Annotated in this window: 20 protein-coding genes and 3 rRNA genes; 1 reads left to right on the plus strand and 22 read right to left on the minus strand. The window is 64.3% G+C overall.

Annotated features, from left to right (window positions below):
- Positions 1-110 precede the first annotated feature (110 nt).
- The 22 genes from ACZ6IE_RS08895 to tyrS all read right to left on the minus strand — a co-directional run bounded on the left by ACZ6IE_RS08895 (position 111) and on the right by tyrS (position 26,049).
- On the minus strand, positions 111-1,016 hold the full coding sequence (locus ACZ6IE_RS08895; RefSeq protein ID WP_464607644.1) for an NUDIX hydrolase: 906 nt from the start codon (positions 1,014-1,016) through the stop codon (positions 111-113).
- Positions 1,017-1,019: 3 nt separating this feature from the next.
- Positions 1,020-2,528, minus strand: a complete 1,509-nt coding sequence (gene der, locus ACZ6IE_RS08900; protein ID WP_464607645.1) for a ribosome biogenesis GTPase Der — start codon at positions 2,526-2,528, stop codon at positions 1,020-1,022.
- Positions 2,521-3,210 carry a (d)CMP kinase gene (cmk, locus tag ACZ6IE_RS08905; RefSeq protein WP_464607646.1) on the minus strand — a complete coding sequence of 230 codons (690 nt, stop codon included), beginning with the start codon at positions 3,208-3,210 and terminating at the stop codon, positions 2,521-2,523. Before cmk ends, der begins: the two co-directional genes overlap by 8 nt.
- Positions 3,211-3,213: 3 nt before the next feature.
- A complete protein-coding gene (locus tag ACZ6IE_RS08910) occupies positions 3,214-4,458 on the minus strand; it encodes a prephenate dehydrogenase (RefSeq protein ID WP_464607647.1) in 1,245 nt (414 codons plus the stop codon).
- Positions 4,459-4,485: 27 nt separating this feature from the next.
- The gene (locus tag ACZ6IE_RS08915; protein ID WP_268794192.1) at positions 4,486-5,301 is read right to left on the minus strand and encodes a pseudouridine synthase; all 816 of its coding nucleotides are present in this window, start codon (positions 5,299-5,301) and stop codon (positions 4,486-4,488) included.
- A gap of 247 nt (positions 5,302-5,548) precedes the next feature.
- Positions 5,549-6,247, minus strand: coding sequence for an SMC-Scp complex subunit ScpB (gene scpB, locus ACZ6IE_RS08920; RefSeq protein WP_464607648.1), 699 nt, complete (start codon positions 6,245-6,247; stop codon positions 5,549-5,551).
- Entirely contained in the window at positions 6,237-7,049 is an 813-nt protein-coding gene (locus ACZ6IE_RS08925; protein ID WP_464607649.1) for a segregation and condensation protein A, read from the minus strand. Before ACZ6IE_RS08925 ends, scpB begins: the two co-directional genes overlap by 11 nt.
- The gene (locus tag ACZ6IE_RS08930; protein ID WP_077053870.1) at positions 7,033-7,896 is read right to left on the minus strand and encodes a ParA family protein; all 864 of its coding nucleotides are present in this window, start codon (positions 7,894-7,896) and stop codon (positions 7,033-7,035) included. The genes ACZ6IE_RS08925 and ACZ6IE_RS08930 overlap by 17 nt, the downstream gene beginning before the upstream one ends.
- A gap of 144 nt (positions 7,897-8,040) precedes the next feature.
- Entirely contained in the window at positions 8,041-8,946 is a 906-nt protein-coding gene (xerD, locus tag ACZ6IE_RS08935; RefSeq protein ID WP_464608618.1) for a site-specific tyrosine recombinase XerD, read from the minus strand.
- 1 nt (position 8,947) lies between these two features.
- Positions 8,948-9,634, minus strand: coding sequence for an NUDIX domain-containing protein (locus ACZ6IE_RS08940; RefSeq protein WP_464607650.1), 687 nt, complete (start codon positions 9,632-9,634; stop codon positions 8,948-8,950).
- Between the two features lie 100 nt (positions 9,635-9,734).
- Positions 9,735-11,456, minus strand: a complete 1,722-nt coding sequence (locus tag ACZ6IE_RS08945; RefSeq protein ID WP_464608619.1) for a CTP synthase — start codon at positions 11,454-11,456, stop codon at positions 9,735-9,737.
- A 157-nt stretch (positions 11,457-11,613) separates the two neighbouring features.
- Complete coding sequence (gene recN, locus ACZ6IE_RS08950) at positions 11,614-13,323, minus strand: DNA repair protein RecN (RefSeq protein WP_464607651.1); 1,710 nt, start codon at positions 13,321-13,323, stop codon at positions 11,614-11,616.
- A 1-nt stretch (position 13,324) separates the two neighbouring features.
- Positions 13,325-14,236: an NAD kinase gene (locus ACZ6IE_RS08955; RefSeq protein WP_464607652.1), complete on the minus strand. Its 912-nt coding sequence runs from the start codon at positions 14,234-14,236 to the stop codon at positions 13,325-13,327.
- Positions 14,237-14,240: 4 nt separating this feature from the next.
- A complete protein-coding gene (locus tag ACZ6IE_RS08960; protein ID WP_464607653.1) occupies positions 14,241-15,062 on the minus strand; it encodes a TlyA family RNA methyltransferase in 822 nt (273 codons plus the stop codon).
- A complete protein-coding gene (locus ACZ6IE_RS08965; RefSeq protein WP_464607654.1) occupies positions 15,059-15,226 on the minus strand; it encodes a hypothetical protein in 168 nt (55 codons plus the stop codon). The genes ACZ6IE_RS08960 and ACZ6IE_RS08965 overlap by 4 nt, the downstream gene beginning before the upstream one ends.
- Positions 15,227-15,443: 217 nt before the next feature.
- Entirely contained in the window at positions 15,444-16,466 is a 1,023-nt protein-coding gene (locus tag ACZ6IE_RS08970) for an HAD-IIA family hydrolase (protein ID WP_464607655.1), read from the minus strand.
- On the minus strand, positions 16,438-17,535 hold the full coding sequence (locus ACZ6IE_RS08975; protein WP_464607656.1) for a hypothetical protein: 1,098 nt from the start codon (positions 17,533-17,535) through the stop codon (positions 16,438-16,440). Before ACZ6IE_RS08975 ends, ACZ6IE_RS08970 begins: the two co-directional genes overlap by 29 nt.
- Before the next feature lie 14 nt (positions 17,536-17,549).
- Positions 17,550-18,341 (minus strand): hypothetical protein, encoded by a 792-nt coding sequence (locus ACZ6IE_RS08980; protein ID WP_464607657.1) that lies wholly within the window; start codon positions 18,339-18,341, stop codon positions 17,550-17,552.
- A 383-nt stretch (positions 18,342-18,724) separates the two neighbouring features.
- Positions 18,725-18,841: ribosomal RNA gene (gene rrf, locus ACZ6IE_RS08985) — 5S ribosomal RNA — on the minus strand.
- Positions 18,842-19,051: 210 nt separating this feature from the next.
- Positions 19,052-22,173 (minus strand): 23S ribosomal RNA (locus tag ACZ6IE_RS08990).
- Positions 22,174-22,635: 462 nt separating this feature from the next.
- A 16S ribosomal RNA gene (locus ACZ6IE_RS08995) occupies positions 22,636-24,157 on the minus strand.
- Together the 16S, 23S and 5S rRNA genes form the textbook arrangement of a ribosomal RNA operon.
- A 596-nt stretch (positions 24,158-24,753) precedes the next feature.
- Positions 24,754-26,049 (minus strand): tyrosine--tRNA ligase, encoded by a 1,296-nt coding sequence (gene tyrS / locus ACZ6IE_RS09000; protein WP_464607658.1) that lies wholly within the window; start codon positions 26,047-26,049, stop codon positions 24,754-24,756.
- A 235-nt stretch (positions 26,050-26,284) separates the two neighbouring features.
- Between tyrS and ACZ6IE_RS09005 the strand changes: the two genes are divergently transcribed.
- Positions 26,285-26,938: a DNA-binding protein gene (locus ACZ6IE_RS09005; RefSeq protein ID WP_464607659.1), complete on the plus strand. Its 654-nt coding sequence runs from the start codon at positions 26,285-26,287 to the stop codon at positions 26,936-26,938.
- Positions 26,939-26,942: the final 4 nt, after the last annotated feature.

Here is a 26,942-nt window from a genome sequence, read left to right on the forward strand (position 1 = left end):
CCGAAACCCAGCCGGGTGTCGCCCGGCAATCGCATGAACGCGCGCTGAACGTCTCGCGCGGCGATCGGGCTGCTCGGGCCGGGCGCTCAGGCCTCGGCAGCGTCCAGCTCTCAGGCCTCGACGGGGTCGAGCAGCTGCAAGAACGCGCTGGGCCCGAGCGTTGTCGCCCCGAGCATCTCGACGCGTTCCACCAGCTCGCGATCAGCGGTCACCACGGTCACCACGCTCGCGCCCGCATCCGCATCCGCATCCGCCAATAGCTCCCCCACGACATCCACAACCGCCTGGTCGCCATCCCGCTCGGCAACAGGCACCTCGACAGCCGGCAACAACGCTTCACGCGCCTCATCACCCGTCCACGTCTCGGCCACACTCGAGGCCTGCCCTTCGACAACGACCACGACCCGCGGCCAGCGAACAACGCCATCGCCCAGATCGAACCCGCCCGCCGCGGCATCCTCGATGCGCGTGAGCAGAGCGGATGTCGCGCCCGCCCGATCCTTCCACCACCCGTTCGGCCGAGACCCCACCACATTGGCGGCGTCGACCACGAGCGTCGTCCGTTCGCCGAGCAGCGCACGCAGCGTCGGCCACGCCTCCTCGAAACTCGGATGCAGCGGCAAACCCTCGACATCGTCGACAGCCACCCACCGCAGCTCGATCGACTCGGGGTCGGCGACGACGGCCTCGAACGGCCGCACGACGTCGACGATCACGGTCGTGTAGCTCCAGAACCCGAGGTCCACGACGATGGCCGAGCGCAACCGCACGCCATCGCGCGGCACGGCAGCCTCTTCGGCCGCCTCACGCAGGCCGCCGTCGACGGCCGACTCACCCTGATGGCGAGCTCCGCCCGGCAAGGCCCACGTGCCACCGAAGTGGCTCCACTCGGCACGGTGCTGCAGCAGCACGCCCCTCGCGGGGTCGAACACCAGCACCCCGGCAGCGCCGTAGACGCCCCAACGGCGTATGCCGCCGGGGCCTTCCACCCACGCGTCGCCGGAGTCCCGGGTCATCGCTTAGGTGCGCTTCCGCTTCTCGCGCACGCGCATGTTGACCACGATGGGCGTGCCCTCGAAGCCGTAGATCTCGCGCAGGCGTCGCTGGATGTAGCGACGGTAGCCCGGGTCGAGGAACCCGGTCGTGAAGAGCACGAATGTCGGCGGGCGCGACGCGACCTGCGTGCCGAAGAGCACACGCGGCTGCTTGCCACCGCGAACGGGGTGCGGGTGCGCCGCCGTGAGTTCGGCGAGGAACGCGTTGAACTTGCCCGTGGGGATGCGGGTGTCCCACGACTCGAGCGCAAGTTCGAGGGCCGGAACGAGCTTCTCGAGGTGGCGGCCGGTGCGCGCGGACATGTTCACACGGGGGGCCCAGGCCACGTGGGCCAGGTCTTGTTCGATCTCGCGCTCGAGGTAGCGGCGTCGTTCGTCGTCGAGCAGGTCCCACTTGTTGAAGGCCAGCACGAGCGCGCGGCCCGATTCGAGCACGAGGTCGATGATGCGGACATCCTGCTCGCTGATGGCCTGCGAGACGTCGATCATGACGACGGCCACTTCGGCCTTCTCGAGTGCGGCCGAGGTGCGCAGCGACGCATAGAAGTCGGCACCCTGCTGCAGGTGCACGCGGCGACGGATGCCGGCGGTGTCGACGAAGCGCCACACCTTGCCGGCGATCTCGACCTGCTCGTCGACGGGGTCGCGCGTGGTGCCCGCGAGCTCGTTCACGACGACACGTTCTTCGCCGGCGGCGCGGTTCAGCAGGCTCGACTTGCCCACGTTGGGGCGGCCGAGGATCGCGACGCGACGAGGCCCGCCCACTTCCTGTTTGGCCACGGCCGAGATGAGCGGCAGCTTCTCGAGCACGGTGTCGAGCAGGTCGGCGACGCCGCGGCCGTGCAGGGCCGAGACGGGCAGGGGCTCGCCCAGGCCGAGCGACCACAGCGCAGCGGCGTTGGGCTCCTGGCGCACGTCGTCGACCTTGTTGGCGACGAGGAAAACGGGTTTGCCGGCCTTGCGCAGCATGCGCACGACCTGCTCGTCGGTGCTCGTGGCCCCGACGTTGGCGTCGACCACGAACATGACCGAGTCGGCCAGGTCGATGGCGACCTCGGCCTGCATGGCGACGGACGCGTCGATGCCCTTGGCGTCGGGCTCCCAGCCACCGGTGTCGGCGAGCGAGAACGGGCGTCCGTTCCATTCGGCCTTATAGGTGACGCGGTCGCGCGTGACGCCGGGGGTGTCCTCGACGACGGCCTCGCGGCGGCCGAGGATTCGGTTCACGAGCGCGGACTTGCCCACATTGGGGCGGCCGACGATCGCGACGACGGGCAGCGCCGGCAGGTAGGTGATCGCGTCGGGATCGTCGGTGACGGCCTCGAGCAGATCGAAGTCTTCGTCATCGAGGTCGTAGTCGGACAGGCCCGAGCGCAGCGCGTTGGCCCGCTGGGTGGCCAGGTCGTCGTCGAGCGTGCCGAGACGCTCGGCGAGTGAGTCGTCCGACTCCAGAGGTTCTTCGAAGTCAGCCATGGTTTTTCTCCTTGTTCGGCGGGGTGCCGCCGTTGATCACATCGACCACTGCCCGAACGGTTCCCTCGAAGTCGAGGTCCGTCGAATCCAGGGTCGTCACGCCGGGCGCAGCCGTCATGAAGTCTACGACGCGCGAGTCCGCGCTGTCGCGTTTGTGCAGTTGAGCGGCCACATCTTCGGCCGTCTGGGTGGTCACTTCGGCCGCGCGCCGGGCCATGCGGGCCTCGGGCGACGCGGTCAGCAGGATGCGCACGGGGGCGTCGGGTGCCACGACGGTCGTGATGTCGCGGCCCTCCACGATGATGCCCGCGGCGGGCGACGAGCGGATGATCGAGCGGAACAGCTCGGTCACGAATGCACGCACCTCGGGCACACGGGCGATATCGCTGACGACCGCGGTGACGCGGGGTTCACGGATGGCCTCGGTCACGTCGTCCTCGCCGACGCGCACGAAGTACTCCCCCGGGTTCGTGCCGATCTCGTAGTCGAAATCGACGAGCAGCGAGATCACCTGCTGGCTGTCGGCGGTGTCGCGCGACGACGCGAGGGCGAACCACGCCAGCGCGCGGTAGGCGGCACCGGTGTCGAGGTAGTCGAAGCCCAGGCGCGCGGCGGTCGCCTTGGACACGCTGGATTTGCCGCTTCCGGCGGGCCCGTCGATGGCCACGATCATGTCGGTCATAGGTCAGATACTCGCAATCCGCCAGCCGCGCGCTTCCAGATCGCGGATGGTTCGTTCTGTCACTTCGGGCAGCACCGAGATTTCGGCCAGCCCGATCTGGGCGCCGGGAGAATGCTCCAGGCGCAGGTCTTCGATGTTCACGCCGATCTCGCCGAACTCGGTGAACAGGCGGCCCATCTGGCCGGGGGCGTCGTCGACCATGACGACGATGCTGTCGAAGCGACGGTCCTGGCCGTGCTTGCCGGGCAGGCGCGCCACACCCGAGTTGCCGGCGGCGATGGTTTCGGCGACACGGCGGCGCGAGCCGGCGGCATCCGGATGGCGCAGAGCCTCGGTCACCTGTTCGAGATCGTCGGCGAAGGCATCCAGCACGTCGACGACGGGTGCCGCGTTGGCGCCGAGGATCTGCACCCAGAGTTCGGGGGCGCTCGACGCGATGCGCGTGGTGTCGCGCAGACCCTGACCGGCCAAGCGCACGGCGGCGTCGGGGGCATCGCGCAGGCGTGCGGCGAGCAGGCTGGCGACGAGTTGCGGAACGTGAGAGACCAGTCCGACCGAGCGGTCGTGCTCCTCGGGCGTCATCTCGACGGGCGTTGCGCCGAGGTCGAGGGCCAAGCCTTCGACGAGCGCGAGCAGATCGGTGGGGGTCTCGTGGTCGCGGCAGATCACCCACGGGCGCCCGTAGAAGAGGTCGGCGCGCGCAGAGATGGCTCCGCCGCGTTCGCGACCGGCCATGGGGTGCGAGCCGATGTAGCGGGTCAGGTCGACGCCGCGCGACAGCAGCGTGCGGTAGGGCTCGAGCTTGATGCTCGCGACATCCGTGACGACCGCTTCGGGATGCGCGGCCAGCTCGCGTTCCACGACATCGGCCGTGACATCGGGCGGCACGCACACGACGACGATCGCTACAGGCTCGGATGTTGCAGCAGATGCGGATGCCGACGGGTCGATCTCGGCGCCGTCTGCGTCACGACCTTTCGAGGCCCCCGCGTCAGCCCTGACGGCTGCAATCCCGGCTCCGTAGTCGACGGCCAACCGCAGCTGCGACGGTGACGCATCGTCGAGCTCGACGTCGACACCGTTCGCCCGCAAAGCCAAACCGATGCTCGCGCCCAACAGCCCGGCCCCGACGATGCGAACGGGACCGCGCGTGCGCCCAGCCGGTTTCGTCCAGCCGTCGCCGACGAGCGCGATGCCGGTTTCGGCTGTCGCGTTGTCGCGCGCCTGAGCGCTCGGGGTATCGGTCATGGTGTCTCTCAGACTCGGCGACGCGGTCTACTCGTCGGCCGAAGCATCCGTGTTCGCGTCGTCGGTGTTCGCGTCAGCGGCGTCACCGGCGGGTGTGTCCTTCGCCGCCTGCCGCGAAATGGTGAGCAACTCGCTCATCTCTACTTTAGTCAGGTCGCGCATCTGGCCCGGGGCGAGCGTGCCGAGGTGCAGCGGGCCGAAGCGGCGGCGCACGAGATCGATGACCGGATGTCCCACCTCGTCGAGCATGCGACGCACGATGCGGTTGCGGCCAGAGTGCAGCGTCACCTCGACGAGGCTCGTACCGTCGGCCGAGGCGTCGAGCAGCCGCGCCTTGTCGGCCGCGATGAAGCCGTCCTCGAGGTCGAGGCCCTTGGTCAGGCGCGCGATGGTCTGCGGCGTCATGCGCCCCTCGACCTTGGCGATGTACATCTTGGTCACGCCGAACGACGGGTGCGCCAGAACGTGCGCCATATCGCCGTCGTTCGTGAGAATCAGCAGGCCGGATGTCTCGGCGTCCAGTCGCCCCACATTGAACAGTCGCTCCTCGAACTCGTCGGTGTAGCGGCTCAGGTCGGGGCGTCCACGCTCGTCGCGCAGCGAGCTGTAGATACCGACGGGCTTGTTGAGCATGATGTATCGCTTCGAGGTGTCGGCCTGAACGGCCGTTCCGTCGACCAGGATCTCGTCTTTCTCGGGGTCGACGCGGCGCCCGGGCTCGCGCACGACCTCGCCGTTCACGCGCACTCGGCCCGCGGCGATCATGTCTTCGGAGACGCGCCGCGAGGCGACACCCGACGACGCCATGACCTTCTGCAGGCGCACACCCGTGTGCTCGACGATGGCGGCCTTGCGCTCGGCTGCCTCGGCGTCGTATTCCTCGTCGTCTTCGTCGTAGTACTCGCCGAAGCTCGAACCGTCGAGCTCGACGTCGACCTCGGCATCCGCGTAGTCGCGCGCGTCGCCGCGTTCGGCGTCGCTCTGCTCGGCGTCTGCGTGATCCGCGTTGGTCTGGCCGGGGTCTGTGTGCTCGGCCTCTGCCCGGTGGTCGTCGGCGCGGCCGGCCGTCTCGTCGTCGGTGCCGTTGTGGTCAGCGAATGTCACTGTCGAACCCTTCTGTTCCGTCGGTGAGCAGCGGCGATATGGGCGGCAGCTCGTCGATCGTGTTGATTCCGAGCTGCTCGAGGAGCAGGTCGGTCGTTCCATAGTTGATGGCGCCGGTCTCGCTGTCGGTGAAGAGCTCGGTGATGAGCCCGCGCCCGGCCAGCGTGCGCACGACCGAGTCGACGTTGACCGCGCGAATGGATGCCACCTGGCTGCGCGTGATCGGCTGGCGATACGCGATCACGGCCAACGTTTCGAGTGCCGCCTGTGACAACCGCGACGGATTCTGCGTGAGAACGTGGTCGGTCACGATGCGGTCGTATTCCTCGCGCACGTAGAGGCGCCAGCCCCCGCCGACCTCGCGCAGCTCGAAGCCGCGTTTCGGCCCGCCCATGAGCCCGTCGTAGTCGCGCACGAGCGCCGCGATCGCCTGCTTCACGGCACTGACCGGTCGCCCGACGGTCGTAGCGAGCGACACGATGCTCTGCGGCTCGTCGGCGACCATGAGGATGGCTTCGAGCGCGCGCGGCAGGTCGGTCACGGGCTCGGGCGCCGACTCGGATTGCGCTCCGGCGCTCACCTGCTGCGGCTCGAGCTGCGTCTCGGACTGCCGGTCGGCACCCTCCGACGGGTCGACAACATCGGGCGTCGCGACATCCGCAGTCACGTCTCGATCAGTTGTCATAGTCGGCTCCCAGATTGGCCAGGTTCTCGTCGCTGAAGTGTTCCGCGCTCCAGTGCACGGTCAATTCTCCCAGGGGTTCGATCTGTTCGAAACCGATCGCGGCCCGGCGGTACAGCTCGAGTACCGCCAGGAAGCGCGCGATGATGACGCCCTTCTGGTCCGCTCCGGCGATGAGTTGCCGAAAGGTCTTCGGTTCTCCGTCGCGCAGCATGGCCACGATGATGGCCGCCTGCTCGCGAATGCTCACGAGCGGCGCATGCAGGTGGTTGAGCCCGACCGTCGGAATCTCGCGCGGTGCCATGGCCAACGCCGCGACGGCCGCGAAGTCGGTGGGCGTGAGCGTCCAGACGAGGTCGGGCGTGCGCGCGCGGTACTTCTCCTCGAGTCGCACGGTGCGGGCATGCCGGGATGCCTCACGCTGCAGGTTCTCCTGGAACCACTCGGACGCCTGCTTGAACGCCCGATACTGCAGCAGCCGCGCGAACAGGAGGTCACGAGCTTCGAGCAGCGCGACATCCTCGGCATCGACCAGTTCGCCCTGCGGCAGAAGCCCGACGACCTTCATATCGAGTAGCGTCGCGGCGACGACCAGGAATTCGGATGCCTCGTCGAGGTCACTGTCCGATTCGAGAGCCGAGAGATAGGCGATGAACTCGTCGGTCACCTTCGACAGCGAGATCTCGGTGATGTCGAGTTCGTGTTTGGTGATGAGCGACAGCAGCAGATCGAACGGGCCCTCGAACCCGCTGACGGCTACGCGAAAACCGGTGTCGGCGTCGGCCGCGCTAGGCGACGGCGCCACGGGACACCAGTTCCCGGGCGAGCTGGCGGTAGGCCTTCGCGGCGGGATGTTCGGGCGCGAACTGCGTGATGGGCGTGCCGGCCACCGAGGCATCGGGGAACTTGACGGTGCGCCCGATGACGGTGTCGAGCACATCGGTGCCGAACGCGTCGACCACACGCTCGAGCACCTCGCGCGAGTGCAGCGTGCGGGAGTCGTACATGGTCGCCAGGATGCCGTCGAGCTCAATCGCCGGGTTGAGGCGATCGCGCACCTTGTCAATGGTCTCGATGAGCAGCGCCACACCGCGCAGGGCGAAGAACTCGCATTCGAGCGGGATGAGCACGCCGTGGCTCGCGGTGAGCGCGTTGACGGTGAGCAGGCCGAGTGACGGCTGGCAGTCGATGAGCACGACGTCGTAGTCGCCCGAGACCTTGCGCAGCACGCTGGCGAGGATCTGTTCGCGGGCGACCTCGTTGACGAGATGCACCTCGGCGGCCGACAGGTCGATGTTGGCGGGGATGATGTCGAGGCCGGGGGTCGACGTGCGCTGGATGGCGGCGTTGGGGTCTTTCGCCGAGCCGAGCAGCAGGTCGTAGATCGTGATGGCGTCGTGCGTGTTCACGCCGAGACCGGCGGAGAGCGCGCCCTGCGGGTCGAAGTCGATGCACAGCACGCGGCGGCCATAGCCGGCGAGCGCGGCGCCCAGGCTGATGGTGGTCGTCGTCTTGCCGACGCCGCCCTTCTGGTTGCACAGCGAGATGATGCGGGCGGGCCCGTGCTGGGCGAGGGGCTGCGGTTCGGCGAACTCTCTCAGCGGCCGTCCGGTCGCGCCGAGCGTCGGGGTCTCGGGCATTCCATCCAGCATCTGAGTCGTGTTCTTCTTCGCCACTGGCTGAGTCCTCGTCTTTCCTCGTTCGTCGGGTCTGTCAGCAGACCGTCCGCCCCCGATTCTAGCGGGCCGGGACGCTTCTCAGGCGGGGCCACGCCCGCGTCGCTTGGGCCCGCGCCCCTACCGCGCCCGCGGATGCGCCGTCGTATACATATCCCGCAACGTGTCGGCGGTCACGAGCGTGTAGATCTGCGTCGTCGCCACCGAGGAATGCCCCAGCAGCTCCTGCACGACACGCACGTCCGCGCCGCCCTGCAGCAGGTGGGTCGCGAACGAGTGCCGCAGCGTATGGGGTGACACTTCCTCGGTGATGCCGGCGCGTTCGGCGGCGCGGCGGATGACGAGCCACGCGTTCTGGCGCGACACCCGCTGTCCGCGCGACCCGAGGAACAGGCCCGGCGTCGCCTGACCGCGCGCAGAGAAGATCGGCCGCGCCCGCACCAGGTAGTCGTCGATCGCGCGGCGGGCGTAGCTGCCGAGCGGCACGATGCGGTCTTTGTCACCTTTGCCGCGCAGCCGCACGATGTCCTCGTCGAAGACGTCGTCCACGTTGAGGCTGACGGCCTCGGTCACGCGCGCGCCCGTTGCGTAGAGCAGTTCGAGCAGTGCCTTGTCGCGCAGGGCTTGCGGCTCGTCGCCGCCCGTCGCGTCGAGCAGCGCCTGAACCTGTTCGACCGTGAGGGCTTTGGGCAGCCGGCTGGGCAGTTTCGGGGGCGCGAGGCGCTGCGCGGCATCCGTGGTCGTCAGGCCCTCGTCGACGAGGAACTTGTGGAATCCGCGCACCGACGACAGCTTGCGCGACAACGACGACGAGGCCAGCGGATGCTCCGACGGCGCGGCCAGTTCGGCCGCATAACCCGCCGCGACAGCTTCGGTTGCGGCCTCCGGTTCGGTGATGCCCTTCTCCTCGAGCGCGTCGAGGTAGGCCCCGAGGTCGCGGCGATAGGCGGCCACCGTGTTGGGCGACAGGCCCCGTTCGATCGAGACGTGCCGCAGATACCGGTCGAGCTCGCGCCGCAGCGTCATCTCACCGGTCGGCACTGTCGCCGAGCTTCGGATGCCGCGTCCACGGCGTCCGCGCGTCGGCCAACGTGTCGAGCCCCCGCTCCTTCACGGCCAGAAGCGTCAGCACTCCGATCGTCAGCGACGGGTTCTGCACCCGGTGCGCCAGCACGGCGTCGACGACGTCGTCGAGCGGAACCCACCGCACCTCGATGTCGGCCTCCTCCTCGGTGCGGTCGAATGCCTCCGGCGTCGCTGTCACACCGCGCGCCAGGTAGACGCGGATGAGCTCGTCGCTCCCCCCGGGTGAACTCGCGAACTCCGACAGCAGGTGCCACTCGGATGCTTCGAGGTCGGCCTCCTCGGCCAACTCCCGCTGCGCGGCCACGAGCGGGTCTTCGCCCTCGATGTCGAGCAGGCCGGCCGGAATCTCCCACTCGCGCACCCGCACGGGGTGCCGGTACTGCTTGATGAGCAGGACTCGGTCCTCGTCGTCGAGCGCGAGCACGGCGACGGCGCCCGTGTGCTCCATGTATTCACGCGTGATCGACTCCCCCGAGTACTCGAAGACGTCTCGGCGAATGTTCCACACCTTGCCCGTGAAGGCGGTCTCCGATGACACGATCGTCACAGCGGCGCTGTCGTCTGTCAGGGGCGTGCCGCCGTGAGCATCCGTCGGCACCGGTGCCGTGCCGTGCTGCTTGTCGCCCATGCCGCTCTCCTCGTTCCCGTCCGTCGAAGAAGCCGCCTGCCCGCCGGCACCGATAACGGTGGCAGAGCGAGCAGGCGGCGTATTCTCGTGTGCTTCGAACCTAGTCCTGGTTCACGTCGAACAGCAGGTTCGACTTCTGGCGCTCGAGGGCCGCCTCGACGAGTCCGGCGAACAGCGGGTGCGCGTTGTTGGGGCGCGAACGCAGTTCGGGGTGCGCCTGGGTGCCCACGTAGTAGGGGTGCACGTCGCGCGGCAGTTCGACGAATTCGACGAGGTGTCCGTCGGGGCTCGTGCCCGAGAAGACCAGGCCGGCCTCTTCGATCTGCTGGCGGTACTGGTTGTTGACTTCGTAGCGGTGGCGGTGGCGTTCCGAGATCTCGGTCGAGCCATAGACATCGGCGACGATCGAGCCGGCCGTGAGCGCAGCCGGGTAGAGGCCGAGGCGCATGGTGCCGCCCAGGTCGCCGCCCGCGATGATCTCGACCTGCTCGGCCATGGTCGCGATGACGGGGAACTGCGTGTCGGGGTCGAATTCCGACGACGACGCTCCGGCGAGACCGGCCTCGTTGCGAGCGTATTCGATGACCATGCACTGCAGGCCGAGGCAGAGGCCGAGCACGGGGATGCCCTGCTTGCGCGCGAAGTTCAGGGCGCCCAGCTTGCCCTCGATGCCGCGGATGCCGAAACCGCCGGGCACGCAGATGCCGTCGACGTCGGCCAGGGCCTTGGCGGCGCCATCCGTCGTCTCGCATTCGTCGGACGGGATCCACTGCAGCTTTACCTTGGTGTCGTGCGCGAAACCGCCGGCCTTCAGCGCCTCGGTGACCGAGAGGTAGGCGTCGGGCAGGTCGATGTACTTGCCGACGAGTCCGATGGTGACCTCGTGTTTGGGCTCGTGCACGGCCTTCATGAGGTCGGCCCAGCCTGACCAGTCCACGTTGTTGGTCTGCAGGCCCAGGTGCTCGATGATGTAGCTGTCGAGGTTCTGGTCGTGCAGCATGGTCGGGATGTCATAGATCGAGGGCACGTCGATGGCGTTGACCACGGCGTCCTCGTCGACGTCGCACATGAGCGCGATCTTCTTCTTGTTGCTGTCCGAGACGGGGCGGTCGCTGCGCAGCACGAGGGCGTCGGGCTGGATGCCGATCGAGCGCAGGGCGGCAACGGAGTGTTGCGTGGGCTTGGTCTTCTGCTCGCCCGATGCGCCCATGTAGGGCACGAGGGACACGTGCACGAAGAAGCAGTTCGCACGGCCGAGCTCGTGGCGGATCTGGCGGGCCGATTCGATGAACGGCTGCGACTCGATGTCGCCGACCGTTCCGCCGATTTCGGTGATGATGACGTCGGGCAGCGGCTCTCCGGGGGCGGCGGGCTCGGTGGCCTGCAGCCGCATGCGGCGCTTGATCTCGTCGGTGATGTGCGGGATGACCTGAACCGTGTCGCCCAGGTATTCGCCGCGGCGTTCCTTGGCAATGACGGTCGAGTAGATCTGACCGGTCGTCACGTTGGCGGCCTGGTTGAGGTTGATGTCGAGGAAGCGCTCGTAGTGCCCGATGTCGAGGTCGGTTTCGGCGCCGTCGTCGGTCACGAACACTTCACCGTGCTGGAACGGGTTCATCGTTCCCGGGTCGACGTTCAGATAGGGGTCGAGTTTCTGCATGACGACACGCAGTCCCCGCGCCGTGAGCAGGTTGCCGAGACTCGCTGCGGTCAACCCTTTACCCAATGAAGAAACGACACCACCCGTCACGAAAATGTGCTTGGTAATGCCGTTCGATGTGCCCGCGTTAGTTTTATTCACCACGGGCTTCAACAATATCATCGACCGGCCGCCGCCGATACCGTCCACTCCCCCGGTTCGGGTCACGCGGCCTCAACCGTCGCCGAAAACGTCGTCCGCGGCGGCGGCCGCCCGCCGCAATCCCGCGTTGCTGGTTGCTGGTTGCTGGTTGCTGGTCGTTAGTCGGGTCGCCGGCCCGCTATGCAGTTGCGGCGTGCGCCATCTCGAGAAGCTCCCGTGCGTGCGCGAGTCCGCTCTCGGAGTCGGCAAGCCCGGACAACAGTCGAGCCATTTCGGCGGCGCGCTCGTCACCTTCGAGTTGCCGAACGCTCGACGCCGTCACCGACCCGTCGCTCCCTTTCACGACGCTCAGGTGGTTGTGCGCGAATGCCGCCACCTGCGCCAGGTGCGTCACGACGATCACCTGCGACGTTCGGGACAGCTCCTGCAGCCGCCGGCCGATCTCTATCGCCGCGGCGCCGCCCACTCCGGCGTCGACCTCGTCGAACACGAACGTCGGCACGGGGTCGGTCCCGGCGATCACGACCTCGAGGGCCAACATCACGCGGGACAGTTCACCTCCCGATGCGCCGCGCGCGATAGGCCGAGGTTCGGTTCCCGAGTGGGGCTTGAGAAGAATGGCGACGGCATCCCGCCCGTCGGGCCCGAGGTCATCGGTGGGCGTCACGTCGACCACCAGCTGAGCCCCGGCCATGGCCAGCGCGCTGAGCTCCTCGCTCACGGCGGTGCCGAGCGCTGCCGCAGCGTCGCGCCGCAGCGCGCTGAGCTGCCCGGCCAGGGTGTCGGCGACCTGCTGGTCTTCGGCAATATCGCTGCGCAGTTGTTCGATGCGCTCGTCGTCGCTATCGAGTTCGAGCAAACGCGCGCTTCCGGTTTCGAGCAAGGCGAGGGCGTCTTCGAGCGACGGCCCGTACTTGCGCACGATGCTGTTGAGCTCCGCGCGCCGCTCCTGAATGATCTCGAGTTCGCGCGCTCCGTCTTCGTCGAGGCCCGCCAGGTAGCTCGACAATTCCCCGGCGATCTCGCTCACCTGAAAGCTGATGCCCTCGATCTGGCTCGCGAGCGCCGCAAGCTCGCTGTCGTGAGCCGAGGCGCGTTCCAATTCCCGCCGCGCACCATCGATCAGTGCCGTCACATCCACGGCGTCGATCGTCTCGGCCGACAGGCTCTCCCGGGCGGATGCCGCGGCGATGCGCAGCTCTTCCCGATTCGTCAGCCGTTCCGCCCGCTCGGTCAGCTGAGCGTCTTCGCCCGGTTGCGGTGCCGCGGCCTCGATCTCGGCGATGGCGAGCCGCAGGTCGTCCGCTTCTCGCTGCCGACGATCATGTTCTTCGACGATGAGGTCGAGCTCCTGGCTATTGGCGTTGAGCCGTCGATACACGTGGCGGTACTCCTCGAGCACCGTGTGCAGTTCTGCGCCGGCGTAACGGTCGAGGGCCTGCCGTTGTGCCGCCACCGATTTCAGCCGGATCTGCTCGGACTGGCCGTGTACCACCACTAGTTGAGCCCCGACCTCCGCGAGCACGCCGACGGGAGCTCCTTGACCACCGACGGTCGCTCGGCTGCGTCCTTCGGCTGACACGCTGCGCCCCAGCAACAATTCCGCCCGACCGTCGTCGACGTCGTCGAGCTCACCGCCCGCTTCTCGCACGCGTTCGGCGACGGGCCCGGCGGATGCGACGAGCCACCGCCCCTGCGTGCTGGCTTGTTTCGCCCCAGACCGCACGACCCCGCTGTCGGAGCGCTCCCCCAACAGCAGCCCGAGCGCCGTGACGACCATGGTCTTGCCCGCGCCGGTCTCACCGGTGATGGCCGTGAAGCCGGGCCCGAGCGGCAGAGTTGCCCGCGCGATGACTCCGAGGTCACGGATGTCGATTTCTTCGATCACGTTAGGCCGGCCCCCGCCATCCGGTCACAGGGAGTTCGAATTTGTTGACGAGGCGATCGGTGAACGGCCCCTGGTGGAGACGCGCCAAACGCACGGGCGTGGATGATCTGCGCACCACGACGCGCGCGCCCGGGGCCAGGTCGTGCGTGCGACGCCCGTCGCACCACAGCACACCCGTGCCGTCGGTGCGTTCGAGCAATTCGATAGCCAAGGGAGAATCGGGGCCCACGACGATGGGGCGAGCGAAGAGGGCGTGCGCGCTCAGCGGAACGAGCGTGATCGCCTCGACGGTCGGCCACACGATGGGCCCGCCCGCCGAGAACCCATATGCCGTGGAGCCGGTCGGCGTCGACACGACGACTCCGTCGCACCCGAAGGAGGACAGTGGCCGCCCATCTACTTCGATCACGACCTCGAGCATGCGTTCGCGGCTCGCCTTCTCGACCGTCGCCTCGTTGAGAGCCCAGCTGCTGTAGACGACCTCGTCGCCGACCTTGACCCGCACGGACAGGGTCATACGCTCTTCGACGAGATAATCCCGGGCCACGGCGCGCTTCACAGCATCCGCCAGATCGTCGCGTTCGCTCTCGGCCAGGAAGCCGACGTGCCCGAGATTCACACCGAGCAGTGGCGCCGAGTATCCGCGCACGATCTCGGCCGCCCGCAGGATGGTCCCGTCGCCACCCAACACGATGACGAGTTCGAGTTCAGACGGAACGATGTCCTGGTCGAGGATCGCCACGTAACCCAGGTCGGGCACGCGCTCGAGGATGTCGTCTCGCTCGGCGGAGAACAGGACCGGCGTGATGTCGGCGGCGCGCAACTGGTTTACCACCTGCACGGCGGCGTCGATCGAGTCGGCTCGGCCGGTATGGGACACCACGAGGATGTACCGCTCAGAAGCGTCGGTCACGCGTTCACACTCCTGTCATGGTTGCTATGCGTTCCAACCATTCTGTCGGATTCTGGGCCGCAACACCTGACCGGCTCGGGGCCTCGACACGGCGCAGCCAGATCAGGTACTCGTGATTGCCGTGGTTTCCGACGAGAGGCGATTCAGCCACGCCCACGGTGCCGAGCCCCTGATCCCAGGCGGCCCAGAGCACGTCACACACGGCACGTTCGCGCAGCGCGGGCCGATGGACGACACCCTCTCGGATGCTTTCGCGACCAACTTCGAATTGTGGCTTCACCAGCAATAACAGGTCGGCATCGTCACTGGCGCTGCGGACGATGGGCCCGAGGAGGTGAGTCAGCGATATGAATGACACGTCACCGACAACCACCGAGGGACGTTCACCATCGGGGGCCATCTTCGTGACGGCTTCGGCCGACAACTCGCGGGCATTGAACCCCTCCACGACCGTGACCCGCGGGTCTTGTCGAATGGTTTCTGCGAGTTGACCGTGACCGACGTCGAGCGCGATGACCGATCGAGCGCCGCGTTCCAGCAAAACCTGTGTGAAACCACCCGTCGAAGCGCCGACATCCAGCGCGGACCGGCCGGTCACGTCGACACCGAACACGTCCAACGCTGCAAGCAACTTGTGTGCCGCTCGGCTCACGTAATGATCGATGCCGTCGACGGTCACGTCGTCGGCTTCTGCGACCTTGTGCGAGGCACGCAGGATGGTCGCGCCGCCCACCGAGACGAGCCCGTTGCTGATCACCTGGGCAGCCTGAGTGCGTGAACGAACGAGTCCTCGTGTCACCAACGCGACGTCGAGCCGCTCGGTCATGAGGCTCCCCCGCCGGCGGGAGAATCGCCCCCTTCGAGCACAGCGCGCAGCTCTTCGTGCACGGCGGCATAAGCGCCGGCACGGTCTTCGAGAGGCCGGTCTTCGATCAACCGAAGGCGCGACACGAGTCCATCGTCATCGCGGGTTTCGTTGGTCTCCATCACAGTCACCAGCGTAGCTCTTCCGCCACAATCGAACGCCGACGGAGCCCCCTTGTGGACAGATTTGAGCTCTCAGCGCTGTGCAGAACCACTGGCTGAACGCGACGGCATCCGTTGCCGGCACCGTGTGTCGTGGCGGGACGGGAGCACCCCATCCCGCCACGGAGACGACCGGGCAGCCAGCGCCAGCCCCGCATCGACAGAACCGCCCTCAGTCCCGTCAGGCGTACAGCCGCTCCGGCACGTTCAAACCGTAGATCGCGCGTCCGGACGCCCAGATCGCCTGACACGCAGCGCGCAGCAGGTCGATCCCTCCATCGCCGTCGGCGACGATCACGACATCGTTTCCCTCGATCGACACGGTCGCCGAGCCCACCGTCGCCGTCCGGCCATCCTTCGACAGTCGCGTCTCCGGATAGGGCTCATGCAGCTGCCGCAGATCCTCGAGGATGTACGTCGGCCGCGAGAATTTATCCGCCGCCAGAACATGCTTCGCCTTGTCGATGCCCGTCAGCACGAGCACGGAATCGATCCCTGCACGGTTCGCGCCGAGGATGTCGGTGTCGAGACGATCACCGATGAACAGGGGCTTGCTCGCGCCGAAGCGCGCCTTGGCCTCCTCGAAAATCGGCACCTCCGGCTTGCCTGCGACAACGGCGAGCCGTCCGATGGCGGTGTGCACAGCGGACACGAGCGTTCCATTACCCGGAGCAATGCCCCGTGCCTGAGGAATCGTCCAGTCCGTGTTCGTCGCAATCCACGGCAGCTCGTCGTCCCGCTGCAGAGCGAAAGCGGCCTCGGCCAACTGGGTCCATCCCACCTCGGGCGCGAACCCCTGCATAACGGCCGCGGGCGAATCCTCCGCCGACCGCGTCACACGATAGCCGGCTTTCTCGATCTCGCGAACCAACCCGTCACCACCGACGACGAGAATGGTCGCGCCCGGCTCGACCGTCCCGGCCAGCAACCGCACAGCAGCTTGAGGGCTCGTCACGATCTCCTCGGGAGCAACGTGCAGCCCCAACTCGTTCAGGTGCCCGGCCACAGTCGCATCGGTCCGTGACGCGTTGTTGGTGATGTACCCCACGCGGATGGTCTCTGCGGCACGATTCAAACTCTCGACAGCGTGTGGGATGGCGCCAGCCCCGGCATACACGACGCCGTCGAGGTCGGCCAGCACAACGTCAACCCCATCCAGCGGAGCCCGCACAGCCTTAGTCTTCCTTCTCAGCACGACGCTCATCCTTCTCGCCTGCGGCGTCGACATCGCTGCCCTCGACGTCACGGTCATCAACGTCGCGCAGGTCATCCTCGCTCAGGCCGTCTCCGCGCTCCTCAACGTCAACCAGGTCAACGCCGCTCTCGTCAACGCCGCTCTCGTCAACATCGGACAGCTCATCGTCACGCTCGTCATCGCCACGCAACTCAACGTCAATCAGGTCGTCTTCGCTCTCATCGACGTACGACGCATCGTTCGCGCTCACGGCGACAGGCTCCCCCGCCTCTGACAGATCGTCCTCATCACTCACGGGCGGCACGCCAGTGGATGCTTCAGCAGCGGTTTCGGCAGCGCCCTCGAGCTCTTCCTCATCGCCCTCGAGCTCCTCCTCGTAGACATCCATCGTCTCGGACTCGAAGACGCCACTGCGTTCGTCCAGCACCTCGGCGGCAACGATTGCGCGCTTCCGCCACACGGCGGCCTCGTCGCTCCGCTCGAGCTCCCCCAGAACTTCGGCATAGGCCGCGAACAGCTCGGGGCTCCACTCGAACGCCTTGTTCGGGTCGAGCTCCGGCACCTGCAACTCGGCAAGCGCCATGTCGGACTGCCCCAGATCCAGCCGCGCACCAGACATGGCGATCGACAGAGCCACACGCACGGCCGGCGACAGTTCGGCCCGGTCGACCGTGCGCCCGAGTTCGAGCGCCCGTTCGGGACGACCCACACCACGCTCGGAGTCCACCATGAGAGGCAGCTGGTCGTTCGACCCCGTGATGCGGCGATAGGTGCGCAGTTCACGGAGTGCCAGGGCATAGTCGCCCGTTTCGTATGCCGTGATCGCGAGCGTCTCCCGCACGACACCGATGCGACCGGCTCGACGTGCTGCCGACAAGGCGTGCTGATGAGCGCGCGTCGGGTCATCGTCGATCAGCGTTGCGGCCATGACCAGGTGACGCGCAACCCACTCCGCGTTCTCCTTGGTCAAGGTCTTCAATTCGTTGCGAGCAACCCGGTCGAGATCGTCGGGCTTGACGCTGTCCGGGATGTCGGGGTCATCGTGCCGGGTACGAACCGAGCGCAGCTCCCGAGCCATTCTCTGCTCTTCGGTCAGCTCTTCTTCCTGGGCACGTGCATCGCGGTCGCCGCGAGCCGGGCGTCCGTCGCGAGTCCACAGGCAGTCTTTCCCCCGGCCACGATCATCGCGCCCACGTCCACCGTCGCGGTCACCATAGCTCGGACGATCGGAACGGCGCGCGTCGTCGCGCCCACCCCGGTCGTCGCGCCGCGGGAACCGGTCCCCGCCACGCTGCTCTCCGCTTCCCCCTCGTGCGCCTCCGCCGAACGAACGCTCGGAGCGTTCCCCCTCGCGAGCCCCACCGAATGAACGGGGTCCGCGGTCGCCGTCGCGTGCACCGCTCGAGCGAGGAGGACGCTGACCGTCGCGGTCGCCCGCTGCACGCTGACCATCACGACCAGCGCCATACGAGCGCCCATCGCGCTGGCCGTCACGTGCACCGCCGCCGTACGAGCGCTCACCGCGCCCGCCGTCGCGCGAACCGCCGCTGTAGGGCCGTTCACCGCGCTGGCCGTCGCGAGCACCGCCACCATCCCGTGCGGCACCGCCGTACGAGCGCTCACCGCGCCCACTGTCACGCGAGCCACTTCCGTAACTCCGTCCAGCACCCTGACCGTCGCGGTCGCCGTAGGAGCGTCCAGTGCTCTGCCCGCCACGTTCACCGTAGGAGCGACCGGCACCTGCACCGTCGCGTCCGGCACCGTTCGGGCGACCTGAACCCTGCCCGGCGCCGTCTCCGCCTCGGCCCGCACCTGACGGGCGTTCCGACCGGTGTCCGTCACGCCCGGCTCCCGCGGCCGGGCGTTCGCTTCGACCACTGTCACGTGGCGCTCCGTATGAACGCTCCCCGCGCTGACCGTCCCGGCCCCCCGAACCACTCGACCGATCATTGCGCTGACCATCGCGGCCCGCGCCAGCGCCGTACCCGCCGCGGCCGGAGTTGCTTCCGCCCCGGGCTCCATTACCCGTGCCGTAAGCGCCAGATCGACCACCGGCTTTGTCGCCGCGGTATTCGCCGCCAGAGCGTCGTTCGCCGTCGCCTCGGTTGGTGCGATCGTTTCGTCGCTCGTTGTCTGTGTTATCGGACATAGCTCTCTCCCGAGGTGGTGTGGTCGCTGTTGAGGTGTGAGTACCAGTTTGTATCATCTGGTGGTGTTAAAGCGAAAATGGCCACCCAAACGTGTTGGGTGGCCATTTTCAATGTTAAGTCCGGCGGTGTCCTACTCTCCCACAGGGTCCCCCCTGCAGTACCATCGGCGCTGAGAGTCTTAGCTTCCGGGTTCGGAATGTGACCGGGCGTTTCCCTCTCGCTATGGCCGCCGAAACATTAGGGATCATACGATCAGTTCATGTTCCGAAGACTTCACCCGTGACCTTCCACAACACGGGTGTTGTGGGGTTCTGAACGGGTGTAGCTGTTCAGTTATGTTGTGTTGCTTTGTTCTCGACCGTACATCGAGAACCACAGAGTGGACGCGTAGCATCATGTCATTCGATACGAATTTCATGCTTCACCCCTCAAAGGGGGTGGGTGATTATCAAGTTATCGGCTTATTAGTACCGGTCAGCTCCGAGAGTCTTTAGTCCTCTCTTCCACATCCGGCCTATCAACCCAGTCGTCTGGCTGGGAGCCTCTCGCCCGAAGGCATGGAAATCTCATCTTGAGGCCGGCTTCCCGCTTAGATGCTTTCAGCGGTTATCCATCCCGAACGTAGCTAATCAGCGGTGCTCCTGGCGGAACAACTGACACACCAGAGGTTCGTCCAACCCGGTCCTCTCGTACTAGGGTCAGATCCTCTCAAATTTCCTGCGCGCGCAGCGGATAGGGACCGAACTGTCTCACGACGTTCTAAACCCAGCTCGCGTACCGCTTTAATGGGCGAACAGCCCAACCCTTGGGACCTACTCCAGCCCCAGGATGCGACGAGCCGACATCGAGGTGCCAAACCATGCCGTCGATATGGACTCTTGGGCAAGATCAGCCTGTTATCCCCGAGGTACCTTTTATCCGTTGAGCGACAGCGCTTCCACAAGCCACTGCCGGATCACTAGTCCCGACTTTCGTCCCTGCTCGACTTGTCAGTCTCACAGTCAAGCTCCCTTGTGCACTTACACTCGCCACCTGATTGCCAACCAGGTTGAGGGAACCTTTGGGCGCCTCCGTTACTTTTTGGGAGGCAACCGCCCCAGTTAAACTACCCACCAGGCACTGTCCCTGAACCGGATTACGGTTCGAAGTTAGATATCCAGAGTGACCAGAGTGGTATTTCAACGATGACTCCACGAACACTAGCGTGCCCGCTTCACAGTCTCCCACCTATCCTACACAAGCCACACCGAACACCAATACCAAGCTGTAGTAAAGGTCACGGGGTCTTTCCGTCCTGCTGCGCGTAACGAGCATCTTTACTCGTAGTGCAATTTCGCCGAGTTCGCGGTTGAGACAGCTGGGAAGTCGTTACGCCATTCGTGCAGGTCGGAACTTACCCGACAAGGAATTTCGCTACCTTAGGATGGTTATAGTTACCACCGCCGTTTACTGGGGCTTAAATTCTCAGCTTCGCCTTACGGCTAACCGTTCCTCTTAACCTTCCAGCACCGGGCAGGCGTCAGTCCGTATACATCGTCTTGCGACTTAGCACGGACCTGTGTTTTTAGTAAACAGTCGCTTCCCACTGGTCTCTGCGGCCCTGCAGCGCTTACTGGAGCAAGTCCATTCACGCCTTAGGCCCCCCTTCTCCCGAAGTTACGGGGGCATTTTGCCGAGTTCCTTAACCACGATTCTCTCGATCTCCTTAGTATTCTCTACCTGACCACCTGAGTCGGTTTGGGGTACGGGCAGCTAGAACCTCGCGTCGATGCTTTTCTTGGCAGCATAGGATCATCGGATCATGCCCTTACGGGCTCCCCTTAAGTTCTCAGCCTTGATGAGAGACGGATTTGCCTATCTCTCGGCCTACAACCTTGGCCTAGGACAACCATCGCCTAGGACCGACTACCTTCCTGCGTCACACCTGTTAATACGCTAACCGCACCAGCATAGGGTCGAGCGCTAGGCCTTGACCGTCACCCCGAAGGGATCAGTGACAAGGATTCAGACTCTTAGCATCACTGGATTAGTTTGGGCGGTTCTTCGCCGGTACGGGAATATCAACCCGTTGTCCATCGACTACGCCTGTCGGCCTCGCCTTAGGTCCCGACTTACCCAGGGCGGATTAGCCTGGCCCTGGAACCCTTGGTCTTTCGGAGGACGGGTTTCTCACCCGTCTTTCGCTACTCATGCCTGCATTCTCACTCGTGTGGCGTCCACGGCTGGTTCACACCGCCGCTTCACTCGCCACACGACGCTCTCCTACCCATCCATACGCCTGGACCCACAAGTGGGCCGGGCTAAAATATAAATGCCACAACTTCGGTGGCGTGCTTGAGCCCCGTTACATTGTCGGCGCGGAATCACTTGACCAGTGAGCTATTACGCACTCTTTCAAGGGTGGCTGCTTCTAAGCCAACCTCCTGGTTGTCTGTGCAACTCCACATCCTTTCCCACTTAGCACGCGCTTTGGGACCTTAGTTGGTGGTCTGGGTTGTTTCCCTCTCGACTATGAAGCTTATCCCCCACAGTCTCACTGCTGCGCTCTCACTTACCGGCATTCGGAGTTTGGCTGACGTCAGTAAGCTTTTGGGCCCCATCGGCCATCCAGTAGCTCTACCTCCGGCAAGAAACACGCAACGCTGCACCTAAATGCATTTCGGAGAGAACCAGCTATCACGAAGTTTGATTGGCCTTTCACCCCTATCCACAGCTCATCCCCTCCATTTTCAACTGAAGTGGGTTCGGTCCTCCACGACGTCTTACCGTCGCTTCAACCTGGCCATGGATAGATCACTTCGCTTCGGGTCTAGGACATGCGACTGAATCGCCCTATTCAGACTCGCTTTCGCTACGGCTACCCCACACGGGTTAACCTCGCCACATATCGCTAACTCGCAGGCTCATTCTTCAAAAGGCACGCTGTCACCCCTACAAGGAGGCTCCAACGGTTTGTAAGCAAACGGTTTCAGGTACTATTTCACTCCCCTCCCGGGGTACTTTTCACCTTTCCCTCACGGTACTTGTTCACTATCGGTCATCTGGGAGTATTTAGGCTTATCAGGTGGTCCTGACAGATTCACACGGGATTTCTCGGGCCCCGTGCTACTTGGGATACTCTTCGGGCGATAACTGCATTTCGACTACGGGGTTCGCACCCTCTCTGACTGATCATTCAAAATCATTCGTCTATACAGCGCTCTAACCCTTCTCCATCGGCAGACAGAAAAGAAAAGTCCCACAACCCCGACCATGCAACTCCTGCCGGATATCACACATAATCGGTTTAGCCTGTTCCGGTTTCGCTCGCCACTACTCACGGAATCGCTTTTGCTTTCTCTTCCTGAGGGTACTGAGATGTTTCACTTCCCCCCGTTCCCTCTACCCGCCCTATATATTCAGGCGGGAGTCACCAGGTCACCCAAAGGGCCTGGCGGGGTTTCCCCATTCGGAAATCCTCGGATCACAGCTCGTTTATCAGCTTCCCGAGGCTTATCGCAGATTACTACGTCCTTCTTCGGCTCCAGATGCCAAGGCATCCACCGTTTGCTCTTAGAAACTTGAAATCACATGAGTTCGAATCGAATTTCTCGTAAGAAATTGACCAATGGATCACCAACACCGAAGTGTTGGATAAATCATTGTGTTTATCAAGACACGGAACATAAAGTTCCGCATCTAAGATGCTCGCGTCCACTGTGTAGTTCTCAAAGTACGGGCGGTACCTGCCCAACCGGCTAGTAATGCCGATCAACCCAGGTCCCAGACCAAAAAGGTCCGTAAGAGTCAGTCCCGCAAATCCCCCTCAATAGGAGGCCTTCACGTTTCTGGTCCCTCAGGACCCAACAGCGTGCATACACCACCACTCCCCTGCCACAGCTTTCCAATCTCCCGAAGAAGACGTACTCGCCGTGAACACGTTCACGATGATGTCAATGTCAATGTTCCACCCATGAGCACCACGCGAGAACATTCGTCTCGATCGCGGCTCTGGACACCTCAACGAAGAGGCGCCATATGCTCCTTAGAAAGGAGGTGATCCAGCCGCACCTTCCGGTACGGCTACCTTGTTACGACTTAGTCCTAATTACCGATCCCACCTTAGACAGCTCCTTCCACAAGGGTTAGGCCACTGGCTTCGGGTGTTACCGACTTTCATGACTTGACGGGCGGTGTGTACAAGGCCCGGGAACGTATTCACCGCAGCGTTGCTGATCTGCGATTACTAGCGACTCCGACTTCATGAGGTCGAGTTGCAGACCTCAATCCGAACTGGGACCGACTTTTTGGGATTCGCTCCACCTTGCGGTATTGCAGCCCTTTGTATCGGCCATTGTAGCATGCGTGAAGCCCAAGACATAAGGGGCATGATGATTTGACGTCGTCCCCACCTTCCTCCGAGTTGACCCCGGCAGTATCCCATGAGTTCCCACCATTACGTGCTGGCAACATAGAACGAGGGTTGCGCTCGTTGCGGGACTTAACCCAACATCTCACGACACGAGCTGACGACAACCATGCACCACCTGTATACGAGTGTCCAAAGAGTTGACCATTTCTGGCCCGTTCTCGTATATGTCAAGCCTTGGTAAGGTTCTTCGCGTTGCATCGAATTAATCCGCATGCTCCGCCGCTTGTGCGGGCCCCCGTCAATTCCTTTGAGTTTTAGCCTTGCGGCCGTACTCCCCAGGCGGGGAACTTAATGCGTTAGCTGCGACACGGAGACCGTGGAATGGTCCCCACATCTAGTTCCCAACGTTTACGGGGTGGACTACCAGGGTATCTAAGCCTGTTTGCTCCCCACCCTTTCGCTCCTCAGCGTCAGTTACGGCCCAGAGATCTGCCTTCGCCATCGGTGTTCCTCCTGATATCTGCGCATTCCACCGCTACACCAGGAATTCCAATCTCCCCTACCGCACTCTAGTCTGCCCGTACCCACTGCAGACCCGAGGTTGAGCCTCGGGATTTCACAGCAGACGCGACAAACCGCCTACGAGCTCTTTACGCCCAATAATTCCGGACAACGCTTGCACCCTACGTATTACCGCGGCTGCTGGCACGTAGTTAGCCGGTGCTTTTTCTGCAGGTACCGTCACTTTCGCTTCTTCCCTGCTAAAAGAGGTTTACAACCCGAAGGCCGTCGTCCCTCACGCGGCGTTGCTGCATCAGGCTTTCGCCCATTGTGCAATATTCCCCACTGCTGCCTCCCGTAGGAGTCTGGGCCGTGTCTCAGTCCCAGTGTGGCCGGTCACCCTCTCAGGCCGGCTACCCGTCGTCGCCTTGGTGAGCCATTACCTCACCAACAAGCTGATAGGCCGCGAGTCCATCCTTGACCAAAATTCTTTCCACAACCAGACGATGCCGTCGGTTGTCATATCCGGTATTAGACGCCGTTTCCAGCGCTTATCCCAGAGTCAAGGGCAGGTTACTCACGTGTTACTCACCCGTTCGCCACTAATCCACCCAGCAAGCTGGGCTTCATCGTTCGACTTGCATGTGTTAAGCACGCCGCCAGCGTTCGTCCTGAGCCAGGATCAAACTCTCCGTAAATGTTTATCTGCCAACCACTCCCAAAGAAGCGACGGCACATTCAGATGTGCGAAAAGCCACCGGAATAGGCGAACAATCCACACGAGTTCAATCTGACCAAATCCGAATATCAACTGACATTCATTTTCAATCTCAAAGAAATCTCAAACACCCAATAAAGGATGCCGAGGTTATTTGGCATTTGACATTGTGCACGCTGTTGAGTTCTCAAAGATCAGACGCTCCCAACAAACCCACCCGAAGGCAGTTCATCAGGGCAACTTCTCTAACCTACACCACATTTTCAAGAGCTTCTCACGTCTGGCGCCGAGGCGCACAAGTGGGAGAAAATAACTCCGGTGGTGGGTTCTCAATCCTAGATCATTATGCTCCGTTGAACAAGTTCAACTCGATAACTGATTGGGATTGGCCCCCGCTTGAGGCCGGGAAGCTCTTCGGCTCTCCCGCACCTTTGGGGTGACGAGTAGTTACTCTACGCAGGTCCTGGGACCGCCGCAAATTCGGGCTGCATCCCGGGCGTGTCGCCCGTGTTTACGCGGAAACGACGGATGCCGGCCACCACGTGGGTGACCGGCATCCGATGTTCGTCGCGAACGTTATTGCTCGAGGAAGATGCCCGCGAGGGTCTTCTTGCCGCGACGGAGGACCGCGACTCCCCCGGGCAGAACGTCGACGACGGTGGCAGCGTCATCGGTGACCTTGATGTTGTTGACGTAGACCCCACCCTGAGCGACTGCTCGGCGCGCTTCGCCGAGGCTCGACGTGAGACCCGTATCGACGAGGAGCTGGGTGACGGGTGCGCCCGATGGGACGTTGACGTTCGGGAGTTCGGAGAGAGCCGCCCGAAGGGTGCCGGGGTCGAGCTCGGTCAGATCGGCCTGGCCGAAGAGAGCCTGGGCGGCGAGGATGGCCGCATTGGTGGCATCCACACCGTGCACGAGGCTCGTGACCTCGTAGGCGAGAGTCTTCTGCGCTTCACGCTTGAACGGTTCTTGCTCGACCGCGGCCTCGAGCGATTCGATCTCGGAGCGCGTGAGGAAGGTGAACACCTTCAGGCGTTCGATCACATCGGCGTCATCGGTGTTGACCCAGAACTGGTAGAAGGCATACGGGCTGGTCATCTCGGGGTTGAGCCAGACGGCGTTACCCTCGCTCTTGCCGAACTTGGTGCCATCTGAATTGGTGATCAGCGGCGTGCCGATGGCGTGCACCGTGGCCCGCTCGACCCGGTGGATGAGGTCCGTGCCACTCGTGAGGTTTCCCCACTGGTCGCTGCCACCCGTCTGCAGGACACACTGCCGCGAGCGGAAAAGCTCGAGGTAGTCGAGGCCCTGGAGGATCTGGTAGCTGAACTCGGCGTAACTGATGCCGTTCTCCGAGTTGAGGCGGGCACTCACCGCGTCCTTCTTGATCATCGTGCCCACGCGGTAGTGCTTACCGATCTCGCGCAGGAACTCGATGGCCGTGAGGGGCGCCGTCCAGTCGAGGTTGTTGACCAGGCTCGCTGCGTTGTCCCCCTCGAAGCTGAGGTAGGTCGACACTTGCTTCTGCAGGTCACTCACCCAGCCGGCGACGACCTCAGGGGTGTTGAGGGTGCGCTCTGCCGTCGGACGCGGATCGCCGATCAGACCTGTCGATCCACCGACGAGACCGAGCGGCCGGTGGCCGGCGAGTTGGAGACGGCGCATGAGGAGCAGCTGGACGAGGTTGCCGAGGTGCAGGCTCGGAGCCGTGGGATCGAAGCCGCAGTAGTAGGTGATCGGTTCGCCGCCGAGGAGAGTGCGGAGCTGTTCCTGATCGGTCGACACATGGACGAGACCTCTCCAGAGGATCTCGTCCCACACATTGTCGAAAGTCGGGTCGTTTGCGGGGGTTCGTTGCAGGTCGGGCACGGAACAAGGCTATCAGCGAGGGGGTGCGGAGATGCGGAGGCGGTCGGGTGCACATTCCGCGGATCGATCGGCGAGAACCGACGAGTACACACGTGGCGGGTCGGGAATGTGCGTGTCTTGCGAGCACGAGTTGTGTCAAAGGAAGTTTTGCGTATTTGCTTAATGTTGTGGAGTTGAGTGTTTGGGCTTATGTTGGGGGAATTGAGGGTTTGGGGATGTTGTGTTTGTTGTGACAGTGGATCAGGTCGATAGCCGGGCGCATGACGATCTCGTCGGGCGCGCGGTGCGCGACGTGACCGTGACGTATGCCGACACTCTCGTGCTGCCGGCCGAGCGGACCGCCGGCGATGAGTTTCAGGTCGCCGTCGACGATGCCGGGGCGGTGCTCGACATCGTGCTCGAGCTGACGCGTGCGGGATCGTGGAGCGTGGGTGTCGGGGTTGGCGGGGTGCGACAACCGCTGCCGGCTTCGACGCGCGAAGCTACCGGGGACGCGTACTACGCCGCGCGAGCCGCGGTCGATCGGGCCAAAAAGGCGCCGACACGGTTCGCTCTCGAGACGGTTGCCGACGAGGGTGAGGCGGCCGATCTGGCGCACGATTGCGAAGCGCTGATCGACCTGCTCCTGTCGCTGCGGGAACGACGCACCGACGGCGGTTGGGAAATCGCTGACCTTTTGGCGAGCGGGATGAGCCAGAAGCAGGCCGCAGAGGCATTGGGGATCACGGCATCCGCTGCCAGTTTGCGCATCAGGGCCGCCGGAATACGCCTCGAAGACCGCTCGATCGTGGCCTTGCGGCGTCTGCTCGATCGACTGGGAAAGCTCGCGACCCGAGCATCCGTGTCAGTGGTTTCTGATGGAATGACAGCCACCGACACGGGAGGATGAACGC

It is taken from the genome of Okibacterium sp. AC114 (genome assembly GCF_979253355.1).